At 68.9% G+C, this 25723-nt stretch carries 25 protein-coding genes and 1 pseudogene; 15 read left to right on the top strand and 11 right to left on the bottom strand.

Annotation, left to right across the window (positions count from 1 at the left end):
• Positions 1-71 precede the first annotated feature (71 nt).
• Positions 72-1187, top strand: coding sequence for an alanine dehydrogenase (gene ald, locus H7F53_RS02005; RefSeq protein WP_185677775.1), 1116 nt, complete (start codon positions 72-74; stop codon positions 1185-1187).
• Between the two features lie 47 nt (positions 1188-1234).
• Here the strand turns inward: ald and H7F53_RS02000 are convergent, their stop codons facing one another.
• Both H7F53_RS02000 and H7F53_RS01995 read right to left on the bottom strand, forming a co-directional pair.
• Positions 1235-1714 carry a YbaK/EbsC family protein gene (locus H7F53_RS02000; RefSeq protein WP_185677774.1) on the bottom strand — a complete coding sequence of 160 codons (480 nt, stop codon included), beginning with the start codon at positions 1712-1714 and terminating at the stop codon, positions 1235-1237.
• Positions 1715-1733: 19 nt separating this feature from the next.
• Positions 1734-2540, bottom strand: coding sequence for an SDR family NAD(P)-dependent oxidoreductase (locus tag H7F53_RS01995; protein ID WP_185677773.1), 807 nt, complete (start codon positions 2538-2540; stop codon positions 1734-1736).
• A 201-nt stretch (positions 2541-2741) separates the two neighbouring features.
• Between H7F53_RS01995 and H7F53_RS01990 the strand changes: the two genes are divergently transcribed.
• The 5 genes from H7F53_RS01990 (at position 2742) to H7F53_RS01970 (ending at position 6857) form a co-directional block, all read left to right on the top strand.
• A complete protein-coding gene (locus tag H7F53_RS01990; RefSeq protein ID WP_185677772.1) occupies positions 2742-3524 on the top strand; it encodes an enoyl-CoA hydratase/isomerase family protein in 783 nt (260 codons plus the stop codon).
• A 48-nt stretch (positions 3525-3572) separates the two neighbouring features.
• On the top strand, positions 3573-4685 hold the full coding sequence (locus H7F53_RS01985) for an S-(hydroxymethyl)glutathione dehydrogenase/class III alcohol dehydrogenase (RefSeq protein WP_185677771.1): 1113 nt from the start codon (positions 3573-3575) through the stop codon (positions 4683-4685).
• 138 nt (positions 4686-4823) lie between these two features.
• A complete protein-coding gene (fghA, locus tag H7F53_RS01980; RefSeq protein ID WP_185677770.1) occupies positions 4824-5657 on the top strand; it encodes an S-formylglutathione hydrolase in 834 nt (277 codons plus the stop codon).
• A complete protein-coding gene (locus tag H7F53_RS01975; RefSeq protein WP_185677769.1) occupies positions 5654-6070 on the top strand; it encodes a ketosteroid isomerase-related protein in 417 nt (138 codons plus the stop codon). The genes fghA and H7F53_RS01975 overlap by 4 nt, the downstream gene beginning before the upstream one ends.
• 283 nt (positions 6071-6353) lie before the next feature.
• Complete coding sequence (locus H7F53_RS01970; RefSeq protein ID WP_185677768.1) at positions 6354-6857, top strand: hypothetical protein; 504 nt, start codon at positions 6354-6356, stop codon at positions 6855-6857.
• A 69-nt stretch (positions 6858-6926) separates the two neighbouring features.
• On the opposite strand, the gene H7F53_RS01965 is transcribed toward H7F53_RS01970, so the two are convergent.
• The gene (locus H7F53_RS01965) at positions 6927-7202 is read right to left on the bottom strand and encodes an HU family DNA-binding protein (protein WP_185677767.1); all 276 of its coding nucleotides are present in this window, start codon (positions 7200-7202) and stop codon (positions 6927-6929) included.
• 289 nt (positions 7203-7491) lie between these two features.
• Here H7F53_RS01965 and H7F53_RS01960 point away from each other — a divergent pair, with 289 nt between their 5' ends.
• On the top strand, positions 7492-8787 hold the full coding sequence (locus H7F53_RS01960) for a sugar MFS transporter (RefSeq protein ID WP_185677766.1): 1296 nt from the start codon (positions 7492-7494) through the stop codon (positions 8785-8787).
• Between the two features lie 26 nt (positions 8788-8813).
• Here H7F53_RS01960 and H7F53_RS01955 read toward each other — a convergent pair whose 3' ends face one another.
• Genes H7F53_RS01955 through H7F53_RS01940 form a run of 4 tightly spaced genes read right to left on the bottom strand, consistent with a single transcriptional unit; the run spans position 8814 to position 13807 of the window.
• Positions 8814-10031 carry a hydrolase gene (locus tag H7F53_RS01955; protein WP_185677765.1) on the bottom strand — a complete coding sequence of 406 codons (1218 nt, stop codon included), beginning with the start codon at positions 10029-10031 and terminating at the stop codon, positions 8814-8816.
• Positions 10028-11338 carry an N-succinylarginine dihydrolase gene (locus tag H7F53_RS01950; RefSeq protein ID WP_246438399.1) on the bottom strand — a complete coding sequence of 437 codons (1311 nt, stop codon included), beginning with the start codon at positions 11336-11338 and terminating at the stop codon, positions 10028-10030. Before H7F53_RS01950 ends, H7F53_RS01955 begins: the two co-directional genes overlap by 4 nt.
• Positions 11335-12744: a succinylglutamate-semialdehyde dehydrogenase gene (gene astD / locus H7F53_RS01945; RefSeq protein WP_185677764.1), complete on the bottom strand. Its 1410-nt coding sequence runs from the start codon at positions 12742-12744 to the stop codon at positions 11335-11337. Before astD ends, H7F53_RS01950 begins: the two co-directional genes overlap by 4 nt.
• Complete coding sequence (locus H7F53_RS01940; RefSeq protein WP_185677763.1) at positions 12731-13807, bottom strand: arginine N-succinyltransferase; 1077 nt, start codon at positions 13805-13807, stop codon at positions 12731-12733. Before H7F53_RS01940 ends, astD begins: the two co-directional genes overlap by 14 nt.
• Before the next feature lie 76 nt (positions 13808-13883).
• On the opposite strand from H7F53_RS01940, the gene H7F53_RS01935 reads away from it, so the two are divergent.
• On the top strand, positions 13884-14354 hold the full coding sequence (locus tag H7F53_RS01935; protein WP_185677762.1) for an Lrp/AsnC family transcriptional regulator: 471 nt from the start codon (positions 13884-13886) through the stop codon (positions 14352-14354).
• Between the two features lie 455 nt (positions 14355-14809).
• Here the strand turns inward: H7F53_RS01935 and H7F53_RS01930 are convergent, their stop codons facing one another.
• Entirely contained in the window at positions 14810-15265 is a 456-nt protein-coding gene (locus H7F53_RS01930) for a GbsR/MarR family transcriptional regulator (protein WP_185677761.1), read from the bottom strand.
• Positions 15266-15387: 122 nt separating this feature from the next.
• Between H7F53_RS01930 and H7F53_RS01925 the strand changes: the two genes are divergently transcribed.
• The 3 genes and pseudogenes from H7F53_RS01925 to H7F53_RS17785 form a co-directional block, all read left to right on the top strand.
• Complete coding sequence (locus H7F53_RS01925) at positions 15388-15696, top strand: hypothetical protein (RefSeq protein ID WP_185677760.1); 309 nt, start codon at positions 15388-15390, stop codon at positions 15694-15696.
• Entirely contained in the window at positions 15671-16171 is a 501-nt protein-coding gene (locus tag H7F53_RS17960) for a transposase family protein (RefSeq protein ID WP_185677759.1), read from the top strand. Before H7F53_RS01925 ends, H7F53_RS17960 begins: the two co-directional genes overlap by 26 nt.
• Positions 16172-16189: 18 nt before the next feature.
• Positions 16190-16420, top strand: a pseudogene (locus H7F53_RS17785) (transposase); the annotation flags it as partial.
• Positions 16421-16734: 314 nt separating this feature from the next.
• On the opposite strand, the gene H7F53_RS17780 reads toward H7F53_RS17785, so the two are convergent.
• The 3 genes from H7F53_RS17780 to H7F53_RS01910 form a co-directional block, all read right to left on the bottom strand.
• On the bottom strand, positions 16735-17097 hold the full coding sequence (locus tag H7F53_RS17780) for an AMP-binding protein (RefSeq protein WP_343061856.1): 363 nt from the start codon (positions 17095-17097) through the stop codon (positions 16735-16737).
• The gene (locus H7F53_RS17885; protein ID WP_246438398.1) at positions 16997-17353 is read right to left on the bottom strand and encodes an AMP-binding protein; all 357 of its coding nucleotides are present in this window, start codon (positions 17351-17353) and stop codon (positions 16997-16999) included. Before H7F53_RS17885 ends, H7F53_RS17780 begins: the two co-directional genes overlap by 101 nt.
• 399 nt (positions 17354-17752) lie before the next feature.
• Positions 17753-18433: a TetR/AcrR family transcriptional regulator gene (locus H7F53_RS01910; RefSeq protein ID WP_185677758.1), complete on the bottom strand. Its 681-nt coding sequence runs from the start codon at positions 18431-18433 to the stop codon at positions 17753-17755.
• A 243-nt stretch (positions 18434-18676) separates the two neighbouring features.
• On the opposite strand from H7F53_RS01910, the gene H7F53_RS01905 reads away from it, so the two are divergent.
• The 4 genes from H7F53_RS01905 to H7F53_RS01890 all read left to right on the top strand — a co-directional run bounded on the left by H7F53_RS01905 (position 18677) and on the right by H7F53_RS01890 (position 25694).
• Positions 18677-20935, top strand: a complete 2259-nt coding sequence (locus tag H7F53_RS01905; protein WP_221773511.1) for a TonB-dependent receptor — start codon at positions 18677-18679, stop codon at positions 20933-20935.
• A gap of 270 nt (positions 20936-21205) precedes the next feature.
• Positions 21206-23908, top strand: coding sequence for an alpha-L-rhamnosidase (locus tag H7F53_RS01900; protein WP_221773510.1), 2703 nt, complete (start codon positions 21206-21208; stop codon positions 23906-23908).
• Positions 23905-24729, top strand: coding sequence for an SDR family NAD(P)-dependent oxidoreductase (locus H7F53_RS01895; RefSeq protein ID WP_221773509.1), 825 nt, complete (start codon positions 23905-23907; stop codon positions 24727-24729). The genes H7F53_RS01900 and H7F53_RS01895 overlap by 4 nt, the downstream gene beginning before the upstream one ends.
• Positions 24726-25694: an alpha/beta fold hydrolase gene (locus H7F53_RS01890; protein WP_185677756.1), complete on the top strand. Its 969-nt coding sequence runs from the start codon at positions 24726-24728 to the stop codon at positions 25692-25694. Before H7F53_RS01895 ends, H7F53_RS01890 begins: the two co-directional genes overlap by 4 nt.
• The last annotated feature ends 29 nt before the right edge of the window (positions 25695-25723 follow it).

The following is a 25723-nucleotide window of genomic DNA, read 5'->3' as shown; positions in this document are numbered from 1 at the left end:
CAAGTCTGGCAGGATTGTCCAAGTCGCCGGCCTTATCCTCCATGCAGCAACCAGACTTCGGGAGTGACCTCATGCGTGTCGGCACCGTCAAGGAAATCAAGAACCACGAGTATCGCGTCGGGCTGACCCCCGAGAGCGCGCGCGAGCTGGTCGCCCATGGCCACGAGGTCTGGGTCGAGACCGGCGCCGGCAACGGCATCGGCGCGAGCGATGCCGACTATGCCGCCGCGGGCGCGGTGCTCAAGCCGACCGCCGCCGAGATCTTCGCCGCCTGCGAGATGGTGGTGAAGGTCAAGGAGCCGCAGCCGGTCGAGCGCGCCCAGCTGCGCCGTGGCCAGATCCTCTACACCTATCTCCACCTCGCTCCCGATCCGGAGCAGACCGCCGATCTCGTCAAGTCGGGGGTCACCGCCATTGCCTACGAGACCGTCACCGCCCCGGACAACTCGCTGCCGCTGCTCAAGCCGATGAGCCAGGTCGCTGGCCGCATGTCGATCCAGGCCGGCGCCACCGCGCTGGAGAAGGCCCACGGCGGACGCGGCGTGCTGCTCGGCGGCGTGCCCGGCGTGCTGCCGGCCAAGGTCGTGGTGATCGGCGGCGGCGTGGTCGGGTTCAACGCCGCGCAGATGGCGGTCGGGCTCGGCGCCGACGTGACGATCCTCGATCGCGATCCGGCGGTGCTCGAGCGGCTCGACAGCCACTTCGAGGGCCGCGCCCGCACGCTCTATTCGGGCCGCGCCGCGCTGGCCGCCGAGGTGGCCGAGGCCGATCTGGTGATCGGTGCGGTGCTGGTCCCCGGCGCCGCCGCGCCCAAGCTGGTCAGCCGCGCCATGCTGGCGACGATGAAGCCCGGCGCCGTGCTGGTCGACGTGGCGATCGACCAGGGTGGCTGCTTCGAGACCAGCCGCGCGACCACCCATGCCGAGCCGACCTATGTGGTCGACGGGATCGTGCACTACTGCGTGGCCAACATGCCCGGCGCGGTCGCGCGGACCAGCACCTATGCGCTGAACAACGTCACCCTGCCCCACGCCCTGCGCATCGCCGACCTTGGCTGGCGCGAGGCGCTGCGCGCCAATCCGCACCTCGCCGCCGGGCTCAACGTCCACGAGGGCCAGGTCACCTACGCCGCGGTCGCCCGCGACCTCGGCTATGCCCACGTGCCGGTCGAGCAGCTGCTGGCCTGAGGGCTGGCGCCGCGGCCGCGGCCGCTGCAGCGGAATGGAAACAGGGTCTAGGCGCGGGTGCTGACCGGCGCGGTGCGCGCCGCGAGCAGCGCCTGCGCCGCCGCGGGTGCCAGCCGCACCTGCAGCCCGCGCTGCCCGCCGTTGAGGAAGATCGCGTCCCAGCCCGCGGCGCTCGCGTCGATCACCGCGGGCAGGCGACGGGTCTGGCCGAACGGGCTGATCCCGCCGATCTTGTAGCCCGAGATCCGCTCGGCCTCGGCCGGCGGCATCATCGCCGCGCTCTTGGCGCCGAGCGCGGCGGCCACCCGCTTGAGCGCCACCTCCCCGTCGCTCGGCGCGAGCACGCAGGCGGGCTTGCCGTCGGCCAGGACCATCAGCGTCTTGAACACCCGGCCGGGCTCGACTCCCAGCGCCGCGGCGGCGGCAAGACCGATGCTGTCCGCCGCCGGGTCATAGGCATAGGCATGAACCGTGAAGGCCACGCCCGCCCCGCGCAGCGCCCGGGTTGCCCGTGTCTCCTGGGCCATGGCCAGGCTCCTCCCGTCGCTAGAGGCCCTGGCCGTCGTCGACCACCAGCGCCGTGCCGGTGACCCCGCGCGACAGGTCGGAGGCCAGCCACAGCAGCGGCACGTCGAGGTCGGTCAGCTGCAGCAGCCGCTGGCGGTGGAACCCGGCGATGTGCCGCGCCCCGGCCTCGCTGTCGAACCAGGTGTCGTTGATCCCGGTGCGGATGTAGCCGGGGCAGAGCATGTTGACGTTGATCCCCTGGCGCGCCCAGTCGCGCGCCATCACCTTGCCCATCTGCACCACCGCGGCCTTGGTCGCGCTGTAGGCGGCGAGCCCCGGCTCGACCGCGAAGGCGGCCAGCGAGGCGGTGATCACCACCCGGCCGCGCTGGTGCTGCGCGCTGCCCCCGGCGATCAGCCGCCGCGCGCCCTCGCGCACGGTGAGGAAGGCGCCGCGCAGGTTGATCGCCACGGTGGCGTCGAACTGGTCGAGCGGCTGCTGCTCGGCGCGCCCCGCGCCGGAGATCCCGGCATTGGCGATGATCGTGTCGACCGGGCCGAAGCGCGCCTCGGCGGCCTCGTAGGCGGCGACCACGGCGGTCTCGTCGGCCACGTCGGTAGCCACGGCCAAGGCCTCGCCGCCGGCCGCGGCGATCGTGCCGACCAGCCCGTCGAGCGCCTCGGCGCGGCGGGCACAGAGCACCACCCGCGCCCCGGCCGCGGCGAGCAGTCGGGCCCAGTGCGCGCCGATCCCCGAGGAGGCGCCGGTCAGCAGGGCAACCCGGCCCGACAGGTCGAAGGCTGGTACCGCGGGCAGGCCGGAAGCCGGCAGGTCTGGGGTGGTCATCGATTGGCTCCGGCGGACTGGAGTGGGCACCGCGCCGCGCGCTGGCGGGGTTCGGCGCGGCCAGCCTAGCGATCCCGTCGGGCAGCGTCGAGCGCCGGCTGTGCCCAGTTGGGGGCCGGTGCAGCAGATGCCTCGACGCGGCGGCGATCGCTGGTCTATGGCGCAGGGCAGCACGGTCTGCGCGAAAAGGAAGGGCGAAGCATGGGAGAACTGGTCAGGCTGACGATCGAACAGGGGCTTGCCCGGATCGTCCTGGCGCGGGTCGAGGCGCATAACGCGATGAGCGCGCCGTTCATCGATGCCCTGGCCACCGCCTGCGAGACCGCCGCCGCCGATCCGGCGGTGCGTGCCGTGCTGCTGACCGCGGAGGGCAAGCACTTCAGCGTCGGGGGCGACCTGCGCGCGATCCACAGCGAGGCCGATCCCGCCGCGGCGATCGAGGCGCTCGCCACGCGGCTGCATGACGGGATCAAGGCGCTGGCCGCCTGCGATGCGCCGCTGGTGGTGGGCGTGCAGGGCGCGGCAGCCGGGGCCGGGCTGGGCCTGGCCGCGGCGGGCGATATCGTCATCGCCGGCGAGGGGGCCAGCTTCACCATGGCCTATTCGGCGATCGGGTTGACCAGCGACGGCGGTGCCACCTGGCTGTTGCCGCGGGTGATCGGCCTGCGCCTGACCCAGGAGATGGCGCTGCTGAACCGCCGCCTCAGCGCGGCCGAGGCGCTGGCCCACGGGCTTGTCAGCCGGGTCGTCGCCGACGAGGCGGTCGAGGCCGAGGCGCTCGCCGTGGCGCGCCAGCTGGCCGCCGGGCCGACCCGCGCCTTCGGCGGGATCAAGCGCCTGCTGTCCGCGGGCCAGACCGCCGGCCTGTCCGATCAGCTCGACGCCGAGGCCCGTTCGATGGGCGATCTGCTGCGCACGCAGGACGCGCAGGGCGCAATCCACGCGTTCCTTGCGCGTGAGCCGGCCGTGTTCACCGGGCAATAGCCCAGTCCGGTTCCCCACCCCCCTTTTTCCGTCTGGAGTCCACCGCCCATGAAGACCCGCGCCGCCGTTGCCTTTGCCGCCAAGCAACCGCTCGAGATCGTCGAGCTTGACCTCGAGGGGCCCAAGGCGGGCGAGGTGCTGGTCGAGATCATGGCAACCGGGGTGTGCCACACCGATGCCTATACGCTCGACGGGTTCGACAGCGAGGGGATCTTCCCCTCGGTGCTGGGCCACGAGGGTGCCGGGATCGTGCGCGAGGTCGGCGCGGGGGTGACCTCTGTGCAGCCGGGCGATCACGTGATCCCGCTCTACACCCCGGAATGCCGGCAATGTAAGTCGTGCCTGTCGGGCAAGACCAACCTGTGCACCGCGATCCGCGCCACCCAGGGCCAAGGGTTGATGCCCGACGGGACCAGCCGGTTCTCCTACAAGGGCCAGCCGGTGTTCCACTACATGGGTTGCAGCACCTTCAGCAACTTCACGGTCCTGCCCGAGATCGCGGTCGCGAAGATTCGCGAGGACGCACCGTTCCAGACCAGCTGCTACATCGGCTGCGGCGTGACCACCGGGGTGGGCGCTGTGATCAACACCGCCAAGGTCCAGGTGGGCGACACCGTGGTGGTCTTCGGCCTTGGCGGGATCGGACTCAACGTGATCCAGGGGGCGCGGCTGGCCGGTGCGGGCAAGATCATCGGGGTCGACATCAACCCCGACCGCGAGGAGTGGGGCCGCAAGTTCGGCATGACCGAGTTCCTCAACTCCAAGGGCATGAGCCGCGAGGAGGTCGTGGCGAAGATCGTGCTGATGACCGACGGCGGGGCCGACTACACCTTCGACGCCACCGGCAACACCGAGGTGATGCGCACCGCGCTCGAGGCCTGCCACCGCGGCTGGGGCACCTCCATCATCATCGGCGTGGCCGAGGCAGGCAAGGAGATCAGCACCCGCCCGTTCCAGCTGGTGACCGGGCGCAACTGGCGCGGTACCGCCTTCGGCGGAGCCAAGGGCCGCACCGACGTGCCCAAGATCGTCGACATGTACATGACCGGCAAGATCCAGATCGACCCGATGATCACCCACGTCATGGGGCTGGAGGAGATCAACACCGCCTTCGACCTGATGCACGCGGGCCAGAGCATCCGTTCGGTCGTGGTGTTCTGAGGCTGGCCATAGCCCCTCGACCACACACCTCCCCATACCCGTTCGTGTCGAGCGAAGTCGAGACACGCTGCGCGCGGCCTCTCGACTTCGCTCGAGGCGAACGGGTCCTGGGGGACGCGATCTAGATAGGACAGGCTTTTGGAACAGGTTTCAGCCAATCGCAGCCACGGCGGCACGCAGGGTGTCTACACCCACCAGAGCGAAGCGACCGGCACGCCGATGACCTTCTCGGTCTTCGTGCCCGACCATGCGCCGGGGGCGAGGCTGCCGGTGCTGTGGTACCTGTCCGGGCTGACCTGCACTCACGCCAACGTCACCGAGAAGGGCGAATACCGCGCCGCCTGCGCCGAACACGGGATCGTCCTCGTCGCGCCGGACACCAGCCCGCGCGGCGAGGCGGTCCCCGATGACGAGGGCTATGACTTCGGCAAGGGCGCGGGGTTCTACGTCGACGCGACCGAGGCCCCGTGGTCGACGCACTTCCGCATGCGGTCCTACATCGAGACCGAGCTGCCCGCGCTGGTCGGCGAGCACTTCCCGGTCGACATGGCGCGCCAGGGGATCACCGGCCATTCGATGGGTGGTCACGGCGCGCTGACCATCGCGCTGCGCAATCCCGCCCGGTTCCGCTCGGTCAGCGCCTTCGCGCCGATCGTCAGCCCGCTGTCCTGCCCGTGGGGCGAGAAGGCGCTGGGCGGCTATCTCGGGCCGGACCGTGCGGTCTGGGCGGAGTACGACGCCTGCGCGCTGATCGCCGGAGGGGGGCGCCTGCCCGCCCTGCTGGTCGACCAGGGCGAGGCCGACAGCTTTCTCGACAGCCAGCTCAAGACCCACCTGCTGGCCGAGGCCTGCGCCGCGGCCGGACAACCGGCGACCATTCGGATGCAGCCGGGCTACGATCATTCCTACTACTTCATCTCCAGCTTCATGGCCCAGCATGTTGGCTGGCACGCGGAAAGGCTGAGCGTATGACCACGCCCCGGGACGAAACGCTGGCGCTGATCGGGCGCTATTACGCGGCCTTCAATGCCGGAGACCACGCCGGCATGCTCGCCTGTCTGGCCGAGGATGTCGCGCATGACGTCAACCAGGGCGGCCGGCAGGTCGGCAAGGACGCGTTCCGCGCGTTCCTGGTCCATATGGACCGCTGCTACCGCGAGCAGCTGGCCGACATCGTGGTGATGGCCAGCGACGACGGCACCCGCGCCGCCGCCGAATTCACCGTCCACGGCACCTATCTCGCCGCCGACGAGGGTCTGCCGCCGGCGACGGGGCAGGGCTATGTGCTGCCCGCGGGCGCCTTCTTCACCGTGGCGGACGGGGCGATCGCGCGGGTCGCGGTGTACTACAACCTGGCCGACTGGATCGCGCAGGTCGGCGGCTGAGGCGCAGGCACCGGGCGGTTCCCCGCGCGCAAACTGTCCGGCGTGACACTCTGCCCGGCCCCCCGGCCGGGTGGTCAGCGGTCCAGTCCTGCTGCCGGCCATGCCCCCGGCGGCGCTCCCTGGCGCCGCGGCCAGCTAACAGTCCTGCGTGACACTTTTCCGGGCGCGGCCGGGCAAAGTGTCACTCCTGACAATGTTGCAGAGTCAGATGCTTAGGGGATTCACACGAGTCCGCCGATGTGCTTTGACTCCCCGTACGGAGCGGGAACACAGCGGGACGATCATGGCAACGTCGACAGAAGACATCGGCACGATCCTGAGCAGCCTCGCGGCCCAGTCGCGGCGGCCACGCTATGCCTTCATGGTGCTCAACCTGATTTCCGAGGTGGCCGACGCGCGGGGCCAGGCCGGACCCTTCGTCGAACGGGGCGAGGCGCCGGTGCCGATCCGCGACTGGCTGTGCGAACAGCTCATGCCGCTGTCGAGCCGCGACGATCGCCGACGGCGGTTGCGTGACAGCGTGGCGGCGGGGTTGGCAGAGCGCAAGCGCGGCGACGGGCCGGTCGACGAGGCCCTGGTCGAGGCGGCGGTTCACGAGCGTGCGCTGGCGGTGGGGAAAACCAATGTCAGCCGGGCGGTGACCGATCTGGTCCGGGCCGGACTGGTCCGGCGCCACTACGCCGGCTGGTGCCGCGATCACCGCAACCGGGGCGGCGGGCGCCACGCGGTCTATACGGTCGCGGCCGAGGCGCTGTCGGCCCTGCGGCGCCGTGACCGGCTGCTCTGAGCCGGGTCCGGCGGCTGCGGCCGGCAGACCGGCAGGCGCCACCCCGGGGATGGCGCCTGCCCGGCGGGATCAGCCGTTCAGCTTGTCCTTGACCGCCTTGGCGGCCGAGAACGACAGCTTCTTGCTGGCCGCGATCTTGATCGTCTCGCCGGTGGCGGGGTTGCGGCCTTCGCGCTCGGCCGAGGCCTTGACCTTGAACTTGCCGAAGCCGTTGACCGACACTTCATCGCCCTTGGCTGCGGCGGCAGTGATCGCGGCGAAGACGCTCTCGACGAGCTTCTTGGCGTCGGCCTTGCTCACGCCGTTGCCGGCTGCGACGGTGTCGATGAGTTCGTTGGTATTCATGGCGGTGAAGATCCCTGCAAACGTAGTTGGGACATGCCTGCTAGCCGCAGCGATCCGCAACGTCCACCGTCTCGGGCGCCATTCAGCTCGGTTTTCCCGGTTTCATTGACCCAAGCGGGGCTGTGGCGACCAGTTCGGGCCGTTGGGCGCCTGCGATTGGCCCGCAGGGATCGGTCATGGCACCATTCCCGACGATTTCCGGGGACTTGCGCTGCCGCGCATACGTTTGGACATCGACAGCGCGGCGCATTCCGGCAACGAAGGGTCAAACACAGGGGAGAGTACGGAGATGGCACTGGCACCGGGTTCGGCACCGCAGGGCGACCACGCGGCGGCGGACCAGCACATCGATGCACCCGAGCTGCGCGCCTTCGTGCTGGCACTGTTCTTCATCTTCGGCGGGATCACCAGCCTCAACGACGTGATCATTCCCAAGCTGAAAGAGCTGTTCACGCTCAACTACACCCAGGCCATGCTGGTGCAGTTCTGCTTCTTCACCGCCTATGCCGTGATCGGCATCCCGGGCGCGCAGCTGGTCAAGCGGATCGGCTACATGCGCGGGGCCGTGGCCGGGCTGCTGACCATGATGGTCGGCTGCCTGCTGTTCATCCCGGCCTCGCAGAGCGCGGCCTATCCGCTGTTCCTGCTGGCGCTGTTCGTCCTGGCAAGCGGGGTCGTGGTGGTCCAGGTGGTGACCAATCCGCTGATCTCGCTGCTTGGTCCGGCCCGCACCGCGCCGAGCCGGTTGACCTTTGCCCAGGCCTTCAACTCGCTCGGCACAGTGGTTTTCCCCAAGGTCGGCGCCACGATCATCCTCGGCAGCCTGGCCACGGTCTCCGCCGCCGAGTTGAGCGGCCCGCTGCTCGACGCCTACCGGGTGCGCGAGACCCAGACCGTCGTGAACACCTACCTCGGGCTGGCCGCGGCGCTGGCTCTGGTCGCCGGGGTGGTCTGGCTCAACCGCAACCGGCTCAAGGGCGAAAGCCACGAGGCGAGCTCGGTGCGGGGCAGCTTCGATCTGCTGCGGCGGCCGCGGTTCGGCTTCGGCGCGCTCTGCATCTTCCTCTATGTCGGGGCCGAGGTCGCGATCGGTTCGCTGATCGTCAGCTACATGGAGCAGGGCCATGTGCTGGGCGTCGATGCCCAGACCGCGGGGTCCTACATCCCGTGGTACTGGGGCGGGGCGCTGCTCGGGCGGTTCATCGGCTCGGCGGTGCTGGCGCGGATCACGCCGGGCAAGGTGCTGGCCGGCAATGCCGTGGCGGCGGTCGCGCTGATCCTGGTCTCGGTGAATGCCACCGGGGCCGTGGCCGCGTGGAGCCTGATCGCGGTCGGGCTGGCCAATTCGATCATGTTCCCGACGATCTTCACGCTCGCCTGCGAGGGCCTCGGCAAGCGCGCCGCCGACGGCTCGGGGCTGATCAACGTGGCGATCTTCGGCGGCGCGGTGATTCCGCTGCTGACCGGCGGCATCGCCGACATGACCGGCAATCTCGGGCTCAGCCTGGTCCTGCCCGCGCTGTGCTATGCCGTGATCGCCGGCTTCGGCTGGTTCGCGGTGCGCCCGGTTGCCCCGCTGCCCTGATCCGGCTGCCCCGTCGGGTCGGGCGGTCAGGGCCGGGGCAGCGGTGCCCCCTGGGCCAGGCGCATCAGCACCAGCGCAGCCAGCCCGGCCCGCTCGGTCAGGCTGTCGGTGCAGAGGAACTCCTCGGCGGAATGGATCGCGCCGCCGCGCACCCCCATGGTGTCGACCACCGGCAGCCCGGCCGCGGCCAGGTTGTTGCCATCGCAGACCCCGCCGGTGTCGCGCCAGCCGATGCGGAGGCCCAGGTCGGCCCCGCAGTCCCGGACCAGCTCGAACAGCCCTTGCTGGCGCGCGTCCATCGGTTTGGGCGGGCGGGCGAAGTGGCCATGCAAGGCGATCGTCACCCCGTGCTCGGCCGCGACCCGATCGACCTGCGCGGCGATCGCGGCGGCTGCGGCCTGCTGGGCGGCGTGATCAGCCGGACGGACGTTGAAGCGCAGCACCGCCAGCTCGGGCACCACGTTGTTGGGCCCGCCGCCCTCGATCCGCGCCGGGTTCACGCTGACCCCCGGCAGCGCGAGCCGGGCGAGCGCGAGCGCCAGATCGGCCGCGGCGACCAGGGCATTGCGCCCGTCTTCCGGGTTGCGCCCGGCGTGGGCCGCCCGGCCGCGCACCACGGCCGAGAAGTTACCGCTGCCCTTGCGCGCGCCGGCCAGGGTGCCATCGGGCAGGGCGGGCTCGAAGGTCAGCGCGCAGTGGACCCGCCCGGCCGCTTCGAGCAGCAAGGGCGCCGACCCCGGCGAGGAGATCTCCTCGTCGCTGTTGATCACCACCTCGTAGCCGATCCGCGCGGCGAAGGGCGAGGCTTCGAGCGCGGTCAGCGCCGCGTGCATCACCACCAGACCGCCCTTCATGTCGGCGAGGCCCGGGCCGTTGACCGTCTGCGCGTCGATCCGCCGGCACGCCTGAAAGGGATCGTCGGCGCCGAACACCGTGTCCATGTGCCCGGTCAGCAGCACCCGGACCGGCGCTTCGGGCCGGACCGTGAGGTGAAGATTGCGCCCTAGGGCCAGCGGGACCGTCTCGCCCGCCGGGGTAACGGTGGTGACCGCGGCGGGATCGCGCAGCGTCACCACGCCGAGCGAGCCGAACAGCGCGGCGAGCGAGCCGGCGACCTGCGCAAGGCCGGGCAGGTTGCGGCTCCCCGAGTTGACCTCGGCCAGCGCGATCGCCCGGGCGAGCAGGGCCTCGCCCTGCCCGGCCAGCGTGGCCAGCGCCGCGTCTTCGCCCGGCCGCAGGCTCATCGCGGCGCTCCGATCCACGCGTCGAGCGCATCGTAGGCCGCACCCCAGGCCTGCCACACGTCGGCATGGCCCAGCTCGGCCGGGTCGATCGCTTCGGGCCAGTACGTTTCGACCAGCCGGTGCAGCTGGCTCCAGCGGTGCTCGGTCAGCACGAAGGCCGGGTCCAGCGCGGCGAGCCCGACCGCATCGGTAACCACGCGCAGCCGCAGGCAGGCCGGCCCGCCACCGTTGCGCATCGATTCCCGCACGTCGATCACCTCGAGCCGGTCGATCGGCCCGCTGCCGCCAATGGACCGCGCGAGCCAGTCGCGCACTGCCGGGGTGTCCTGCGTCTCGGCCGGGACGATCAACGCCATCGCGCCGGTCGGCAGCGTGACGATCTGCGAGTTGAACAGGTAGGAGCCGATCGCGTCGGCCAGCGAGACCTCGGCCGCGGGCACCTCGAGGATCACGGCCTCGGGCATCAGCCGGGCGATCTCGGCCAGCACCGCCGGCTGGTCGGCGAAGGCCTGTTCGTGGACCAGCAGCACGCGCTCGTTGGCGACTGCGACCACGTCATTGTGGAACGCGCCGGCGTCGATCGCCGCCCGGCTCTGCGCGATGAACAGGGTTCGCGCCGGGTCGAGCCCGTGCAGCCGGGCCACGGCCTCGCTGGCGCGGCGGTCCTGGCGCGCGGGAAAACCACCCGGCCGCGCTTCGCCGTAGACGAACAGCTCGATCCCGGGGGCGCCATGACCGGCGGTGAGACGCATGTGGTTCGCGGCGCCCTCGTCGCCATAGCTGGCGGGGACCGGGGGATGGACCGCGAAGTGCCGCTGCATGCCGAACACCCGCGCGATTACGCGCAGGGTATCCTCGGCCTCGAGGCTGCGGTGGGCCATGGTGGCGAGATTGGCCACGGTCAGGTGGCAGCGCCCGTCGGCCGTGTCGGGCGCGGGCGACACGGTCGCGGCGTTGGCGGTCCACATCGCCGAGGCCGAGGCGGCCCGGGCGAACAGCCCTGGATCGGCGCGCCAGGCGGCGGCGCAGGTATCGGCCGCGGTGCCGCCGAAGCCGAGCCGGTGCAAGGTGGGCAGGTGGGGGCGCCGCGGCGGCGGGAGAAAACCCTGGGGGAGGCCAAGCTCCATCAGCCGGCGCATCTTGGCGAGACCCTGCAGCGCCGCCGCGCGCGGGCGCGACACCGCCCCGGCGTTGCGCGCGCTCGCGACATTGCCGAGGCTCAGCCCGGCATAGTTGTGGCTCGGGCCGATCAGGCCGTCGAAGTTGATCTCGATCCCGTCGATGTCGCGCATGATGCCGCGCCTCATGCCGCGCGCAGGCCGCGCAGCGCGGCGCCTTGCAGCGTGGGGGCCTCGAGGCTTGCCACCGGCCAGGCGACATAGTCGGTCGCATACCACGCGCTGGGGCGGTTGTTGCCCGAGTGGCCGGCGCCGCCGAACGGGGCATTGGCCGCCGCGCCGGTGGTCGGGCGGTTCCAGTTGACCACCCCGGCGCGGGTCTCGGTCCAGAACCGTTCGTAGAGCGCCGCGTCCCCGCCGATCAGCCCGGCGGCGAGCCCGTAGCGGGTCTGGTTGGCCAGCGCGATCGCGCGTCCCACGTCCGGCACCCGGATCAGCTGGAGCAGCGGGCCGAAGTGCTCCTCGTCGCGCAGCGGCACCCCGGTCATGTCGATCAGCGCGGGGCGCAGGAATGGCCGGTCGGGCTCGGGCCGGGCCAACGGCCGCAGCACCCGCCCCCCGGCGGCGACCAGCCCATCCGCCGCCGTGACCAGCCGGCTGGCCGCGCGGTTGTCGATCACCGGGCCCATGAACGGCTCCGGCGCGGCAAAGGGCGCCGCGACAATCAGCCGGTCGATCAGCGCGACCAGCGCGTCCACCAGCTGCGGCGCGGCCGCGTCGGCCACGATCAGCCGGCGCGCGCAGGTGCAGCGCTGGCCGGCGGTGAGATAGGCCGATTGCACCACCAGCTCGGCGGCGGCCGCCACGTCCGCCGCGTCCCACACCACCAGCGGGTTGTTGCCGCCCAGCTCGAGCGCCAGCATCTTATGCGGGGTCTCGGCGAACTGCCGCGCCAGCTGGTGCCCGGTGGCGGCCGAGCCGGTGAACAGCAACCCGTCAAGATCGGGCTGGCCGGCTAGCGCGCGGCCGGTCTCGCCGGGGCCGTGCACCACGCCCAGCACGCCCGCGGGGAGGCCCGCCGCTGCCCAGCATTCGGCCAGGAAGGCGCCGGTCGCCGGGGTCAGCTCGGACGGCTTGAACACCACGGTGTTGCCCGCCAGCAGGGCCGGGACGATGTGCCCGTTGGGCAAGTGGGCGGGGAAATTGTAGGGCCCGAGCACGCCGAGCACCCCGTGCGGCTTGTGGCGCACCGCCTGCTGCAGACCGTCGAGCGCGGTCTCGCGCGTGCCGGTGCGGGCCTCGTAGGCGGCGATCGAGACCTCGACCTTGCCGACCACGCTGGCCGCCTCGGTGCGGCTTTCCCACAGTGGCTTGCCGGTTTCCCGCGCGATCAGCACCGCCAGCTCCTCGCCGCGGCGTTCGACCGTGTCGCGATAGGCCCGGGTCAGCGCGACCCGCTCGGCGAAGGGGCGCCGCGCCCAGGCAGGGAGGGCCGCGCGCGCCGCCGCCACCGCGGCCGCCGGATCCCCCACCGCACCCTGCCAGATCACCGCGCCGGTGCAGGGATCGCGCGATTCCACTTCAGAACGGGACATGAAACACCGCCTCCCCGCAATCGGCCGCACCGCTCAGGCGCAGGCGGTCGTCGCCCGGCTCGGCCGGCCCGACCCGGTCGAGCCAGCAGCGGAACGTGCCCAGCTCGCCGCATGCGATCAGGTGGGGGAGCTGCGCGTCGGGAGCGGCCGCGCGGGCCACGCGGGCGGTGCGTCCGTCCACCAGCGTGCGCAGCTGATCGGTCGGACAGGCGACCGACGGGCCGGCGTCGAAGATGTCGACATGGCCGGTCAGGCGCAGCCCCTCGTGCTCGAGCAGACGCAGCGCCGGCTGGCTCGAGGCATGGACCCGGCCGATGGCCGCGCGCGCGGTCTCGGGCAGCAGGGCGACATAGACCGGATAGCGCGGCATCAGGTCGGCGATCAGCTGGTTGCCGTGGAGCGCGCAGTAGCGATCGGCCTCCCACAGGCTCATCCCGAAGAACTGCCGGCCGACCGCGTCCCAGAACGGCGTGCCGCCGTCGGGGCTGACCCAGCCGCGCAGCTCGGCGATGGTCGTCGCGGCAAAGCGGGCGCGGTGCATCGCGATGAACAGATAGCGGCTGCGCGCCAGCAGCCGTCCCGCGCCGCTGCTGCGCACCGCCGGGTGGAGGAACAGCCCGCCGACTTCGCTGGCGCCGCCGAAATCGTTGGTGATCTGGAGCAGTTCGTGGCTGTCATGCCGGGCCAGCGTGGGGCTGTGGTGGACGATCTGGGTGCGCTTGTACGAATAGAACGGCCAGGTCTGTCCGATCCGCGAGAACAGGCAGGCCGTGCCCACCGCGCGACCGGTGCCGTCATCGAGCACCAGCAGGTACAGCTCGTCCTCGGGTGCGGCGAGCGGGCGGGCGAAGGCGTCAAGCGAGCGCTCGATCCGTGCGGCCAGCGCGCCGCGGTCGGCCGGCAGGTTGGTCATTCCCGGATCGGCCGCCTCGGCCAGGGCGACCAGCCCGGGCAGGTCGGCCAGCTGCGCCGGGCGGACATGCCAGCCGGCCAGCGCCGGCATGTCCGCCGGCGTGGCGGGCGTCACGAAGGTGTGCGATCCGGGGGTGATGACGCTGCGCATTCTTGTGGTATCGTCGAATGATGATCGAATGTGCTGCGTATTTTCGCGGCGCTGAACGAAGGATCTTCGACAGACCATGGCTTTCGCGAACATCGATGCGGTGGACCGCAAGATCCTCGATGCGCTGCGGCGCGAAGGCCGAATCACCAATGCGCGGCTGGCCGAAGTGGTGGGCCTCTCGCCCTCGGCCTGCCTGATGCGCCACAAGCGGCTCGAACGCGAAGGGATCGTCTCGGGCTACCACGCCGAGCTCAACCTCGATCAGCTCCGCCCCACCATCCGGGTGCTACTCGAGATCACCCTGTCACGCCATTCGCCGGAGGACTTCCGCACGCTGGAGACGCTGCTCTGCGCCGATCCCCGCGTGACCGAGGCAGCCGAGATCAGTGGCCGGATCGACTACTATGCGACGCTGTGCCTGCACGACACGGCGGAGCTCCGCGACTTCATCGACACCCTCACCACCCGCGCCCCGGTGATCGAGAGCGTCGCTTCGCACGTGGTCCTCCACCTCGCCAAACGCAGCGGCGCCCCGCCGCTCGAGTGATTAGAGACATATAAAATCTGCAAATGACAAAACAAATCTGCCGAATTAACCTTTGAAGACAATATAAAATTGCATGTACGAATCCCGGATTTCTGCGGGTTTACGGCCTTTTGGGCCTGCGCGCGATCATGTGAAGCAACCCACGAAGTGTGTTCGCTGACCGGTAACAATCAGGGGAGCACGTCAGAGGCCATCCGACGGTCGAGCGATGAGCGGCGCTGGATCAGCCTCGCCAGCATCACCTGACGCGTTTGCATAGTGGTCTGAGTCCCGACCTGCCTCTTCCTGCGCGCAGAGGCGACGGCCCGGTTGATGCCCATGCCTGGCCGCGATGACGACCGGGTCGAGGATGCGCCCTTTCCGGTTCGCGGACAGGCAACGCCTCGAAGGGAGGGCCTATACTGGTCCCCTTGGTACGCCGGCGCCTCAGCCGGGCACCTGCACCCAGTTTCGCCTCAGATGATCGGGTCGGCGCGTTTGCTGTCGACCGCCACGACATGTTCCATGGCCGCCTGCATATTTGCGTAAAAGGAGGCGAGATCCTGTATTCGCTGATTTGCCTTGCCTTGAGCGATCCGTACGCCCCGCCTCTCCATCAGGCGATTCAACGCTCCTAGCGACGCGGTGCGTAGCAGAAACGGCGTGCCAAAATCCTCCCGCGCCACGTAGAGCACTCGCTTCGTGCCGCGCTCGGGCACACGCCGAATGTGCCCGGCGGATTCCATCATCTTCGCCGCCTTGCAGGCATTGCTTTTGCTGATTTCCAGTGCCTCCGCGATCTCGTCGAGGCTGGCGGGCTCGTTCTGGTAGAGCAGGAAACCATAAACCCGCGCCGCATTGGCGGGCATGTTCCACCCCACGAGCAGGGTCACGAACTCGTCGAGAAAGCGGCGCTGGTCTTCAGTGAGCATGGCTGCTGACAATATTTCTCATTTCAAAAATATAGAGAATATGATGCGTGCAAGCAAGGTCGAGTCTGGCCCCAACCGGAGTTCCAGCGCCGCGACCTGATGACAAGAATGGGGAATGACACGTGACCGCGAGGCCTGAAACCGATTCCAGCGTTCTTCCCGAAGGCTTGCTCTATGTCGATGGCGTTCTTCGCCGCGGGGAACACGGCCGCAGCTACGACAACATCGGTCCGTGGACCAGCAAGCCTGTAGGGATCGGCGCCAATGCGTCGCAACGCGATGTTGAAGAGGTCATCGCCGCTGCCCGGCGTGCATTCGAGGGTCTGACTCAAACTCCGTGCAAATTTGACATTTCCGCGCTGTGCCCGGCCCACTCCACCGGGGTGCAGCAAGGAGTGAACGTCGATGGCCTCGAAAGCATCGGACTTTAGCCTGCGGCTACCGGGTCTGATCTTGGAAAGCCGAACTGTGATCGACGGGATTGTCGAGATGTCGGGCCGATTGGCGGCGGTAGGAGCAAACTGCCCGGACTGCGCGATGCCATCGACGTCCCTTCACAGTCGATACGACCGCACGCTGTCGGATCTGCCGGTCAGGGGCAGCACCGTCAGGCTGCGGCTGTCGGTTCGACGGTTTCGTTGTCTGCACACGCCTTGCCTAAGGCGCACATTCAGCGAGCCGCTGGCTCCGCCGGTTGGCCGCCGATATGGCCGCAGGGTAGAGCGTTGCGACGCGCTGGTGCGTGCGGTGGCGGTGGCTTTGGGAGGCAGACCGGGTTCGCGGATGATGGCGCGTCTGTCGGCGCCTTGGTCGCGCGACACGATGCTCCGAGTTGTACGACGCAGCGACCCTGCCACCGTACCGCCGCCACCTGCGCGGGTGGTGGGCATCGACGACTTCGCCTGACGCCTCGGCCACAGCTACGGGAACATCGTGGTCGAGCTCGAGCGCCGCGAGGTCATCGATTTGCTGCCCGATCGCCAGCGCGACACTGTGGTCGCCTGGCTGCGACAGAACCCGCAAGTCGAAATCATCTGCCGCGACCGCGGTCCGGGTTATGGTGCGGCCGCCAACGAGGCTGCGCCGCAGGCGCAGCAGGTGGCTGACCGCTGGCACTTGGTCGAGAACGCCTCGGCAGCATTTCTGGCCGCGGTACGCTCGGAAATGCCATGCTTGCGGCGCGCACTTGCGCCGACGGGGCCGGTCGATCCGGCGACCCTGACCCGTGCCGAGCGCATTCAGTGGGATGGCTACCAATTGCGCGAGGCCCTCAACCGCCAGATTTTCGATCTGGCCGGACAAGGGGTGCCGATCAGGGTCATGGCGCGCACGACCGGAGTGTCGCGCAAGACCATACGCAAGGTCCTGCGCGGCCAGCGTCACGACACCTTCCGCATGCGCCAGAGTTCACTTGATGCCTGGTCGCTGACACTCGAGGCGGAATGGAATGCAGGCTGCCGGGTCGGCGCTCAATTGTGGCGGCGACTGAAGGAAGCCGGGTTTGGCGGTTCGTTGCGCGTGGTCAGCGAGTGGGCGACCCGCCGGCGTCGCGACGAGAAACTTGGCCACACAGGCGGTGCGGGGCTGAGTGCACGGACCATCGCGCGCAGCATGAGCATCGCGCCCTTCGGCACGCCGGTGGTGCCGCCGGTGTACTGGATCACGGCAATGTCCGCGGGCGTGACATCGACCGATTGCGTCGCCCCCTGCTCGCTAGCGGCCTGTGCATCGTCACGTGCAGCGCGACATTGCCGATCCGGGCATGGTCGCCCCGCTTGAACAGGGTGAAGCCCAGCGCCTTGCCCAGCGGCAGCATGGCCGACATTTCGCACACCACGATCGTTTCGATACCGGTCCTGCGCGCGACCGCCTCGACCTTGCCATGCACCGCGCAAGGTCGGGAACGGCCATCATGCGCGCGCCTGAATCGCGGATTAGGTGCTTGATTTCGCGTTCGGTGTAGAGCGGATTGAAACTGACCACGGTCGCGCCGGCATGCAGCGCAGCGAAATAAAGCAAGATGAAATAGGGGCAATTGGGCCGGCAGATGCCGAAACGATCGCCGCGGCGCAGCCCTCGATCCTGCATCCACGCGCTGCCCGGTCGACCAGCGTGCCCAGCTCGCCATAGGTCCAGGTCTTGCCGAAGAAGTCGATCGCGTCCGGCCCGGGTGCGCCCCGGTCGCCCGATCCAGCAGCTCCGTCAGCAGACGCCGTGTCGGCAGGGGCTGGGAAGACAGGGAGTGGGAAGACGGGGAGGGGGACGAAAGGTGCGGCGCGGCTTCCGCGCGCTATGAAACTGACGTGGCCATGACATTCTCCAAGTTGCGTCGCGACGGTCAGCGCCCGGCGCCACTACCCGGCGGGGGCGCATCGACTGGTCGGGGCGGTTGATCGCTCGGTGGGGCTTCAACCCGCTTGAGGCGGTAGGGCGGCAAAGGCGCAGATCGTGGCCCGGGGCACGAGCGGCGGCCGGCCGCAGGCCAGGTTAACCCCCACCAGTGACGGGCAGGTTGGCTGTGCCATAGGACGTGGGTGGTTCGATCTTCTCGCCGATCTGGAGCAGGTAGATCAGGTAGTCGATGCACTCCTCGATCTGGGCATCCTGGCCCTGGACAAGTTCCGCGATCGCCAGCCCGCGGAACGCAGCGATGGACACCCTGACCAGGATCGGAAGGTTGTACGGCGGCTTGAGCCCCAGTTCAGTGTAGAGGTCGGCGAAATCGGCGATGGCCCGCTGGTCGATTGTCTTCTCGGTCTCGCGCAGCTTGGCGCTCAATTCCTGATCGGACCTCGCAGCGAGCAGGATCTCGTCGACGGCGATCGCCGGCTCGCGGCGCATGCCGGCGAGGACATAGCGCGGCGCCTCGGCGAGATAGGCCCTTGTCCCGAGGCGCTGCTTGATATCCTCGATCAGCTGGCGTTCCTCGTGATAGACGGCATCACGCACCGCGATCATCAGGTCCGCGTAGGTCGCGAAGTGGTAGAAGATATTGCCACGGCTGACCCCGGCCTCCTTGGCGATCAAAGCCGTGGACGTGCCGCTGTAGCCAAACCGGTAGAGGCACCGGATCGTCGCATCGATGATCCGCTTGCGCGAGTCGGCGCTCCGATCCTCCTGACGGCGGCGAAGCTTGGGCTCGGGCGGCGAAACGGTCTCCATCAACATAGCTATATGGGCTTCCTTCCGGTTTTACGACGGACTCTTCTGACCGTTCTGTGCGGGCTGTTGGACGCCTTGCCGCGAGCGGCGCGCCGCATCGTGGTTTCCGCCTCGACCTGCATAGCGACTTGCCCCCTCTCTCGCCAAACAAACTTACTGACTTGACAGTTTGTAAATGCCGATCCTATTTCTGTGGCAGCTCGGGACATAGATCCAGCGGGAGAGGATAACATGAGACTTGGTTCCATTTTGATCGGTTGCAGCCTGCTGGCTCTGGCGGTTCCGGCGCACGCCCAATCCGCTGGCGCGGCCGGCGGCGAACCGTCGGGCGCGGATGGCGCGGTTGCGGAGATGAACGCGGGCGAGATTATCGTGACCGCCAATCGCCGTGCCGAACGCCTGCAGAAGGTGCCCATCGCGGTGACCGTGGTCGATGGCGGACAACTGGTCCGTCAGAACGTCAACTCGGTCGAGAACCTCACGCGCTCGGCGCCCGCGCTCGATATCGCCGGGCCTACGGGCTACGGTGCGCTGAGCATCCGCGGCGTGGGCGGCATCTCGCTGGCGCAGAGCTCGGAAGGCAGCGTCGGGGTCGTCATCGACAACGTCGCCCTCGCCAACACCTCGATCGATCCGCCGCTCCTGTTCGACATCGCGCGGATCGAGGTGCTCGAAGGGCCGCAAAGCACGCTGTTCGGGCGCAATTCGTCCGCCGGTGTCATCAACGTCGTCACGGCCGCGCCCGACCCGAGCCGTTTCGCGCTCATCGCGCATACCGATGTGGGTACGCTCGACAACTACATCGGGCGGGTGGCGGTCAACGTGCCGGTCAGCGACAATGCCGCCCTGCGGGTAGCCGCCGGTTTCAACCAGGACCCCAAGGTTCAGCACAACCTCGCCGACGATTCGTGGCAGAAGCGGCAGAGCGATGCCGTGCGCGGCCGTTTCCTGTGGAAGGCCACTGACCGGCTGACCGTGAACCTGTCGAGCGACTACACGCACAACCACTACAATGGCGGCGTGCAGTGGGCCGTGTACCAGTCGTCGCCCACCAGCCTGCTGACGGCGCGACTCGCGGGTTGCGGCGTCGTCGTCGGCCCCGCCAACACGGATGGCTGCGCGGGCACGAACCGCAGCGACCACAAGGTTTTCGGTGCGTCCGGCCAGATCGATTTGGAACTCGGTGACCTCACGCTGACCTCGGTCAGTGCGATCCGCCGCCGCACCATCAACGAACTGGTCGACATCGACAGCACCACGGCCAACCGTTACACGCAGCCGCAGACCGGTTCGCAGCGCAACCTCAGCCAGGAACTGCGCCTCTCGACGCCCAACGGCGGTTTCATCGAAGGTGTGGCCGGGCTCTACTATTCGAACCAGCGACTGACCAACTCGGTGACCCAGGTCGGCAACATCTTGGCCGATCTGCCGCTGATCGGGGCATGCCCGCTGCCTAGCCCGGCGCTGTGCGCGCTGCCGTTCGGGCAGGTCCGCGACACCGCCGTTCAGACCGAAGGCTATGCCGCCTTCGGTCAAGCGACGCTCAATCTGTCGCCCCGTTTCAGGGTCGTGCTGGGTCTCCGGCTGGGTCACGAAAGCGTTCAGGCGCAGACCGCGGCGACCACGCTGGCGCCCGGCGCCGTTGGCCAGATCACGCCGCTGCCCGCGATCAACGCGAAGGCCACCGACACCTATTTCGGTTACCGCGCCGGCTTGCAGTACGACCTGACCCCGCACCTGATGGTGTTCGCTACGATCACCCGCGGCTACAAGGGCCCGGCCGTCAACGATCAGGCTGCTGGCGTCAGCGGCAGCCAGCTGATCGTTCGGCCGGAGATCCCCACGTCCATGGAGGGTGGCTTCAAGTCCTCTCTCATGGATGGCAACATCGCCTTCAATGCGACCGGGTTCTACACGCGCATCAAGGATTTTCAGGCGAACTTCGTCGACACCTCGACGGCGGTCAATCTGCTCGTCTTCGGCAACGCCCCGACGTATCGGACCTGGGGCGCGACCGCCAACCTGTTCGGCCGCCCGGTCACCGGTTTGACCCTGAACCTGGGCGCGACGTTCCTCGTGCGTCGGTATGGGGCCGGCTATTTTGCGCAGAACGCGGCCGGCCAGATCGTCGACGTCAGTCGCTTCCGGCCCGGCGGCGCGCTCAAGCTGACTGGCAGCGCCGAGTACACGGTGCCGCTCAGCGCGGGGCTCAACGGCTTCGTGCAGACCGACGTGGTCAGGACCCCGCGCCAGTACTCCAACGCCGCCGGCGACGCAGTGCTTTCTGTGGACGATTGGGTTGCAGTCGGCGGGCGGATCGGCGTGAAGACGTCGAACAACAGGTTCGGCGTGTCCGTTTTTGTCCGCAACCTGTTCGACACGTTCCGGTCGGGTGCGCGCTTCTCGACGCCGGTATCCGCGCAGCAGCTTGATCCGGCCTCTTTCGCTCAGTTCGCCGGCGCCGAATCGCGCCGGGTGGTGGGGCTGTCGCTGGACGCCAGCTTCTGATCCTGGTGCCGGCCCGCGATCTCCGGGCGAGGGGCTGGCACACGGCGGGTGCAAGTGTCGGCAGGGGGGCCAAACACCTGTTCACGCCGCCATCGTTCGGGTCGAGCGAGGCGTGATAGGTAGCGGGCCTGACTGTGGAAGCGGTCAGGCCCGCCCTTTCCGGATTGCGCTGCGGCCCGCGTGTTACCGACCGCGTAGGATTCTGGATCTAATGAGGCCGCTCCACATGATTTGCCAGCGACCGTTTATCGCTCTCCGGAAAGGGCTATGATGTCGGTCGAGAATATCCAGCCCAGTGCGATCAACCTGCGCACCGATCGGCGCTGCGCGCCGTGCGGTCTGGACAATCCGGCCCCTGCCTTTTCGTGGCGGCTCGCCTCCGGGTCGGTCCAGACCGCGTATCAGCTGCGCGTGCTGCATGGTGCGGGGCAAGACGAAGCCCGCCCGCTCTGGACCGGCGCGATCGTGCCGTCGGGCGATATGCTCGATATCCCTTACGCGGGACCACCGCTGGACAGCCTGACCAGCTACGCGTGGCAGGTCCGGCTCTGGAACGGTGACATGGCCGGCCCCTGGAGCAAACCCGCCTCATTCGAAACCGGGGTGCTCGATCCGGCGCTCTGGTCCGCGGCCTGGATCGGCGGGGACATCCCCGACCGCGCCGCGCTTTACCTGCGCGGTTCGCTCGATCTGCGTCGCGACGTCGTGCGCGCCCGGGCCTGCGTGAGCGCGCTGGGGTGGTACCGCTTCTTCGTGAACGGCCACGACCTGACCGGGTCGGCGCAGGTGCCCCGGTGGACCCATAGCGACCACATCCTCGAATATCAGGTCTATGACCTTACTGCCGAGCTGCGGTCCGGACGGAACCTGCTCGCCATGGCCGTCGGCGATGGGCGCTATCGGGGCCACAGCGGCATCGCTGACAAGCGCCAGACCTTCGGTGACCGGCTGGCAGGGTTCGCCCAGGTGTTCATTGAGTTTACCGATGGCAGTGTGCAGACCTTCGGGACCGGTCCTGACTGGCACGCTGGCTCTGGCCGCATCATCCGGTCCGATCCGAAGCGCGGCGAGCTGGTCGACCTGCGCTTACCGGAGTCAGACTGGCTGTCTGACCCCCGGCCTCCCGAACGCTTTGGGCCAGCCACCATCCTCACCCCGCCGACCCGACAGATGGTGGCTGAGGAGGTCGAGCGGGTCGACGCCTATCGCAGCTTGCCCGCGACCCGGGTGTGGCGCTCACCCAAGGGCAAGCTGCTCGTCGACTTCGGGCAGAACCTTGCCGGGGTTGTCCGGATGCGCCTGTCGCAGCCAGAGGGGACCAGGCTCACGCTGACGTTCAGCGAGGTCGTCGGCCGCGATGGCGAGCTCGATACGGGGTATCTGTTCGGCGACATGGCCCGCCATCCCCCTCAGCGTGACGAGGTGATCAGCGCCGGGCGGACCGAGTGGTGGCAACCCTGGTTCACCATCCACGGGTTCCGCTTCCTCGAGGTGGATGGCACTGGCGATTACTTGGACCCTGCCGACTTCGAGGCAATCGTGCTGACCACGGTGCTGGATTACAACGGCACCTTCGAATGCTCGGACGATCGCATCAACCAGCTGGTGCGCAACGTCCGCTGGAGCATGATCTCCAACTTCGTCGATACGCCGACCGATTGTCCGACGCGCGAACGCTCGGGCTGGACCGGGGACATCCAGGTGTTCGCTCAGACGGCGGCATACCTTGCCGATATCCAGCCATACCTCCGGCGGTACCTGCGCAACCTGGCGCTCGAGCAGCACGAGAACGGCGCGATCCCGCCCTATATCCCGGGGGACGTCACCCGTCACTCCGGTGCCGCCCCGCGGTGGATGCGACAGACGGTCGATTCCGCGGGTTGGGGAGATGCCAGCGTCTTGCTGCCGAGTGTGCTCTACCGGCACTTCGGTGATCGTCAGGTTCTCGACCGGCAGTATGACAGCATGCGACGCTGGGTTGATCATCTGGCCGCACTGGCGCGCCGGTGGCCCGGTCGAGGGCGGCTTTTCCCGCGCCGTCTGGGCGGGCTCGAGCGCTACATCGTCGATAGCGGTTTCCACTGGGGCGAATGGCTGCGTCCCGGCGAAAGCATGCCGCTGACCTATGTGAAGCACAGTCTGCGTGCGCCGGCGTCGGTTGCCACTGCTTATCTGGCGCACTCCTCGCGGCAGCTTGCCGAGATCGCCGGCACCCTCGGGCATAACGCCGACGCCGCCCGCTATGCCGAGCTTTCGGCCAACGTGGTGCGGGCCTGGCATGCAGCCTTCGTCCGCCGCAGCGGGGCCCGGATCGGGCATGATCGGCAGGACGACTATGTACGCGCGCTGGCCTTCGACCTGCTGCCCGAGAACGAACGACCCGCGGCGCTGCACCGGCTGGTCGAGCTCATCGAGGCGGCCGATTGTCACCTCGGCACAGGGTTCCTGAGTACGCCCCTGCTGCTTCCTGTGCTGGCGCGGTTCGGCTGCCCGGACGTGGCGTTCCGCCTGCTCCTGCAGGACAGCGATCCGTCGTGGCTGGGTCAGGTAAGGCGGGGGGCGACCACCACGTGGGAGAGCTGGGAAGGCTATACCAGCAAGGGCGATGCCCGCTACAGCCACAACCATTACGCGTTCGGAGCGGTGGTGGCCTGGCTGTTCGAAGGGGTTGCCGGGATCGGACCGCTCGAGCCGGGTTACCGGCATATTCGCTTCGCACCGACGATTGGCGGAGGTCTGACCCATGCGGGCGCCGAGATCGTGACGCCTTACGGACCGGCGTCGAGCTTTTGGCGGGTGGATGGTGACATGGTCGAGCTGGCGGTCACCGTTCCGCCGGGATGCACGGGCAAGGTCGTGCTGGACCGGGGCGAGCAGCACAGTGTCCGCGCGGGCCGCAGCACATTCCGCTGGCAACGTCCCGATCCGGACGGCACGTCCATGTCGGCAGTACCGGTGGCGAGGGTGACATGAGCGGAGTGATGGAATTGGCCGGCAAGGTCGCCGTGGTGACAGGCGCTGCAAGTGGGATCGGGCGCGCCATCGCGAGCGCGCTAGCGGCGCGGGGCTGCCATCTCGGCCTGGCCGACCTGAACGAGGCCGGGCTGGCCGAAACGGCCGCCTCGCTGGGTTCCGGGGTGCGGATCAGCCTGCACCGGCTCGATGTTGCCGACCGCGATGCGGTCGCGGCGTTTCCGGCGATCGTGACAGCGACGCACGGTCAGGTCGACATCCTGGTCAACAACGCCGGCGTCGCGCTGGGCGGTCGGTTCGAACAGGTCAGCGAAGCCGATTTCGACTGGCTGATTGGGATCAACTTCCATGGTGTGGTTGCCGTGACGCGGGCTTTTCTGCCGCACCTGCAGCAGCGCTCCGAAGCGCAGATCGTGAACCTGTCGAACATTTTCGGGATCATCGCTCCACCGGGGCAGGCGGCCTATGCGGCATCGAAGTTCGCCGTGCGCGGCTTTTCCGAAGCGCTGCGCAACGAGCTGGCGATGACCGACTCTCCCGTCGGGGTCACCGTGGTGCATCCGGGTGGGATCAAGACCGCGATCGCGAACAATGCGCGGGTCCCGGCACATGTCGACCCGGAGGAAGAGCGCCGGCAGCGCACCCATTTCGCCGCGGTGCTCAAGATGCCGCCGCAGCAGGCGGGCGAGATCATCGTCCGCGGACTCGCCGCGCGGCGCCCCCGGGTGCTGGCCGGGACCGATGCGAAGATCGTGGCACTGATCGAACGCCTTATGCCGGTCCGTTACTGGCAACTGCTTACCCGTTTGGGCCTGGCATGAGTGCCGCGGCAATCCTCACCGGGGCGCTCGGGTCGGTCGCTGCGCTGGCGGGCGGTCTTGTTCTGATCTCGTTCTTGCTTGGCCGGCAGGCCGAGCGGCGCGTTCCGCCGCTGGGTGGTTTTCTGGAACTGCCCGATGCTCGGCTTCACTACCTCACGATGGGCGCGGGCGCGCCGGTCGTGCTGGTGCATGGTCTGACCGGCCAGCTTCGCGACTTCACCTATGCGTTGGCCGGAAAGCTCGCGCAGGACCATCAGGTGTTCCTGTTCGACCGGCCCGGATCGGGCCATTCCACCTGGCGCCGCGGCGGGGACCGGGGACTGGCGGCCCATGCTGGCATGTTGCACGCGTTCATCGCGGGCATGGATCTCCGCAAGCCTATGATCGTCGGCCATTCGTTGGGCGGGGCCGTGGCCCTGAAATGTGCAATCGACCACCCGGACATCGCCTCGGGCCTCGCCCTGATCTGCCCGCTGACCCAGCCGATCGGCGACGCACCGCCGATGTTCGCGCCGCTGTTGATCGAGTCCGATCTCAAGCGCTGGCTCCTCTCGGTCACGCTCGCCGTTCCGGTCGGAAAGCTCAAGCGGGCCGAGATCGCGAGGATGCTGTTCTCTCCCGATCCGGTTCCAACCGATTACGCGACGCGCGGCGGCGCCATGCTCAAAGACCGCGCGAGCGTGTTCCGGACCGCGTCGCGCGAGGTGCTGGCAGTCCAGGCCGAAATGCAGGACATCGCCGATCGCCTGACGGAGGTGCACATACCGGTCTCGATCCTGTACGGCCGGGAAGATGCGGTGCTCGATCCCGTGCTCCACGGTCAGCTCACCGCCGGAAAACTCCCGAAGGCCGATCTGAGTATGATCGACGGCGGACACATGATCCCTGCGACCCGACCGGATGCGGTCGCCGCGTGGATCAGGCGTGCGAGTGCATCCCGTCAGGAGCAGAGCGGCGCGGCATGATTAGCGTTCACCATCCAACGGAGCCTGCG

Source organism: Novosphingobium piscinae (genome assembly GCF_014230355.1).
Taxonomy (GTDB): domain Bacteria; phylum Pseudomonadota; class Alphaproteobacteria; order Sphingomonadales; family Sphingomonadaceae; genus Novosphingobium; species Novosphingobium piscinae.
Note: the sequence above shows the minus strand (reverse complement) of the source record. Positions and strands in the feature narration are given on the sequence as shown.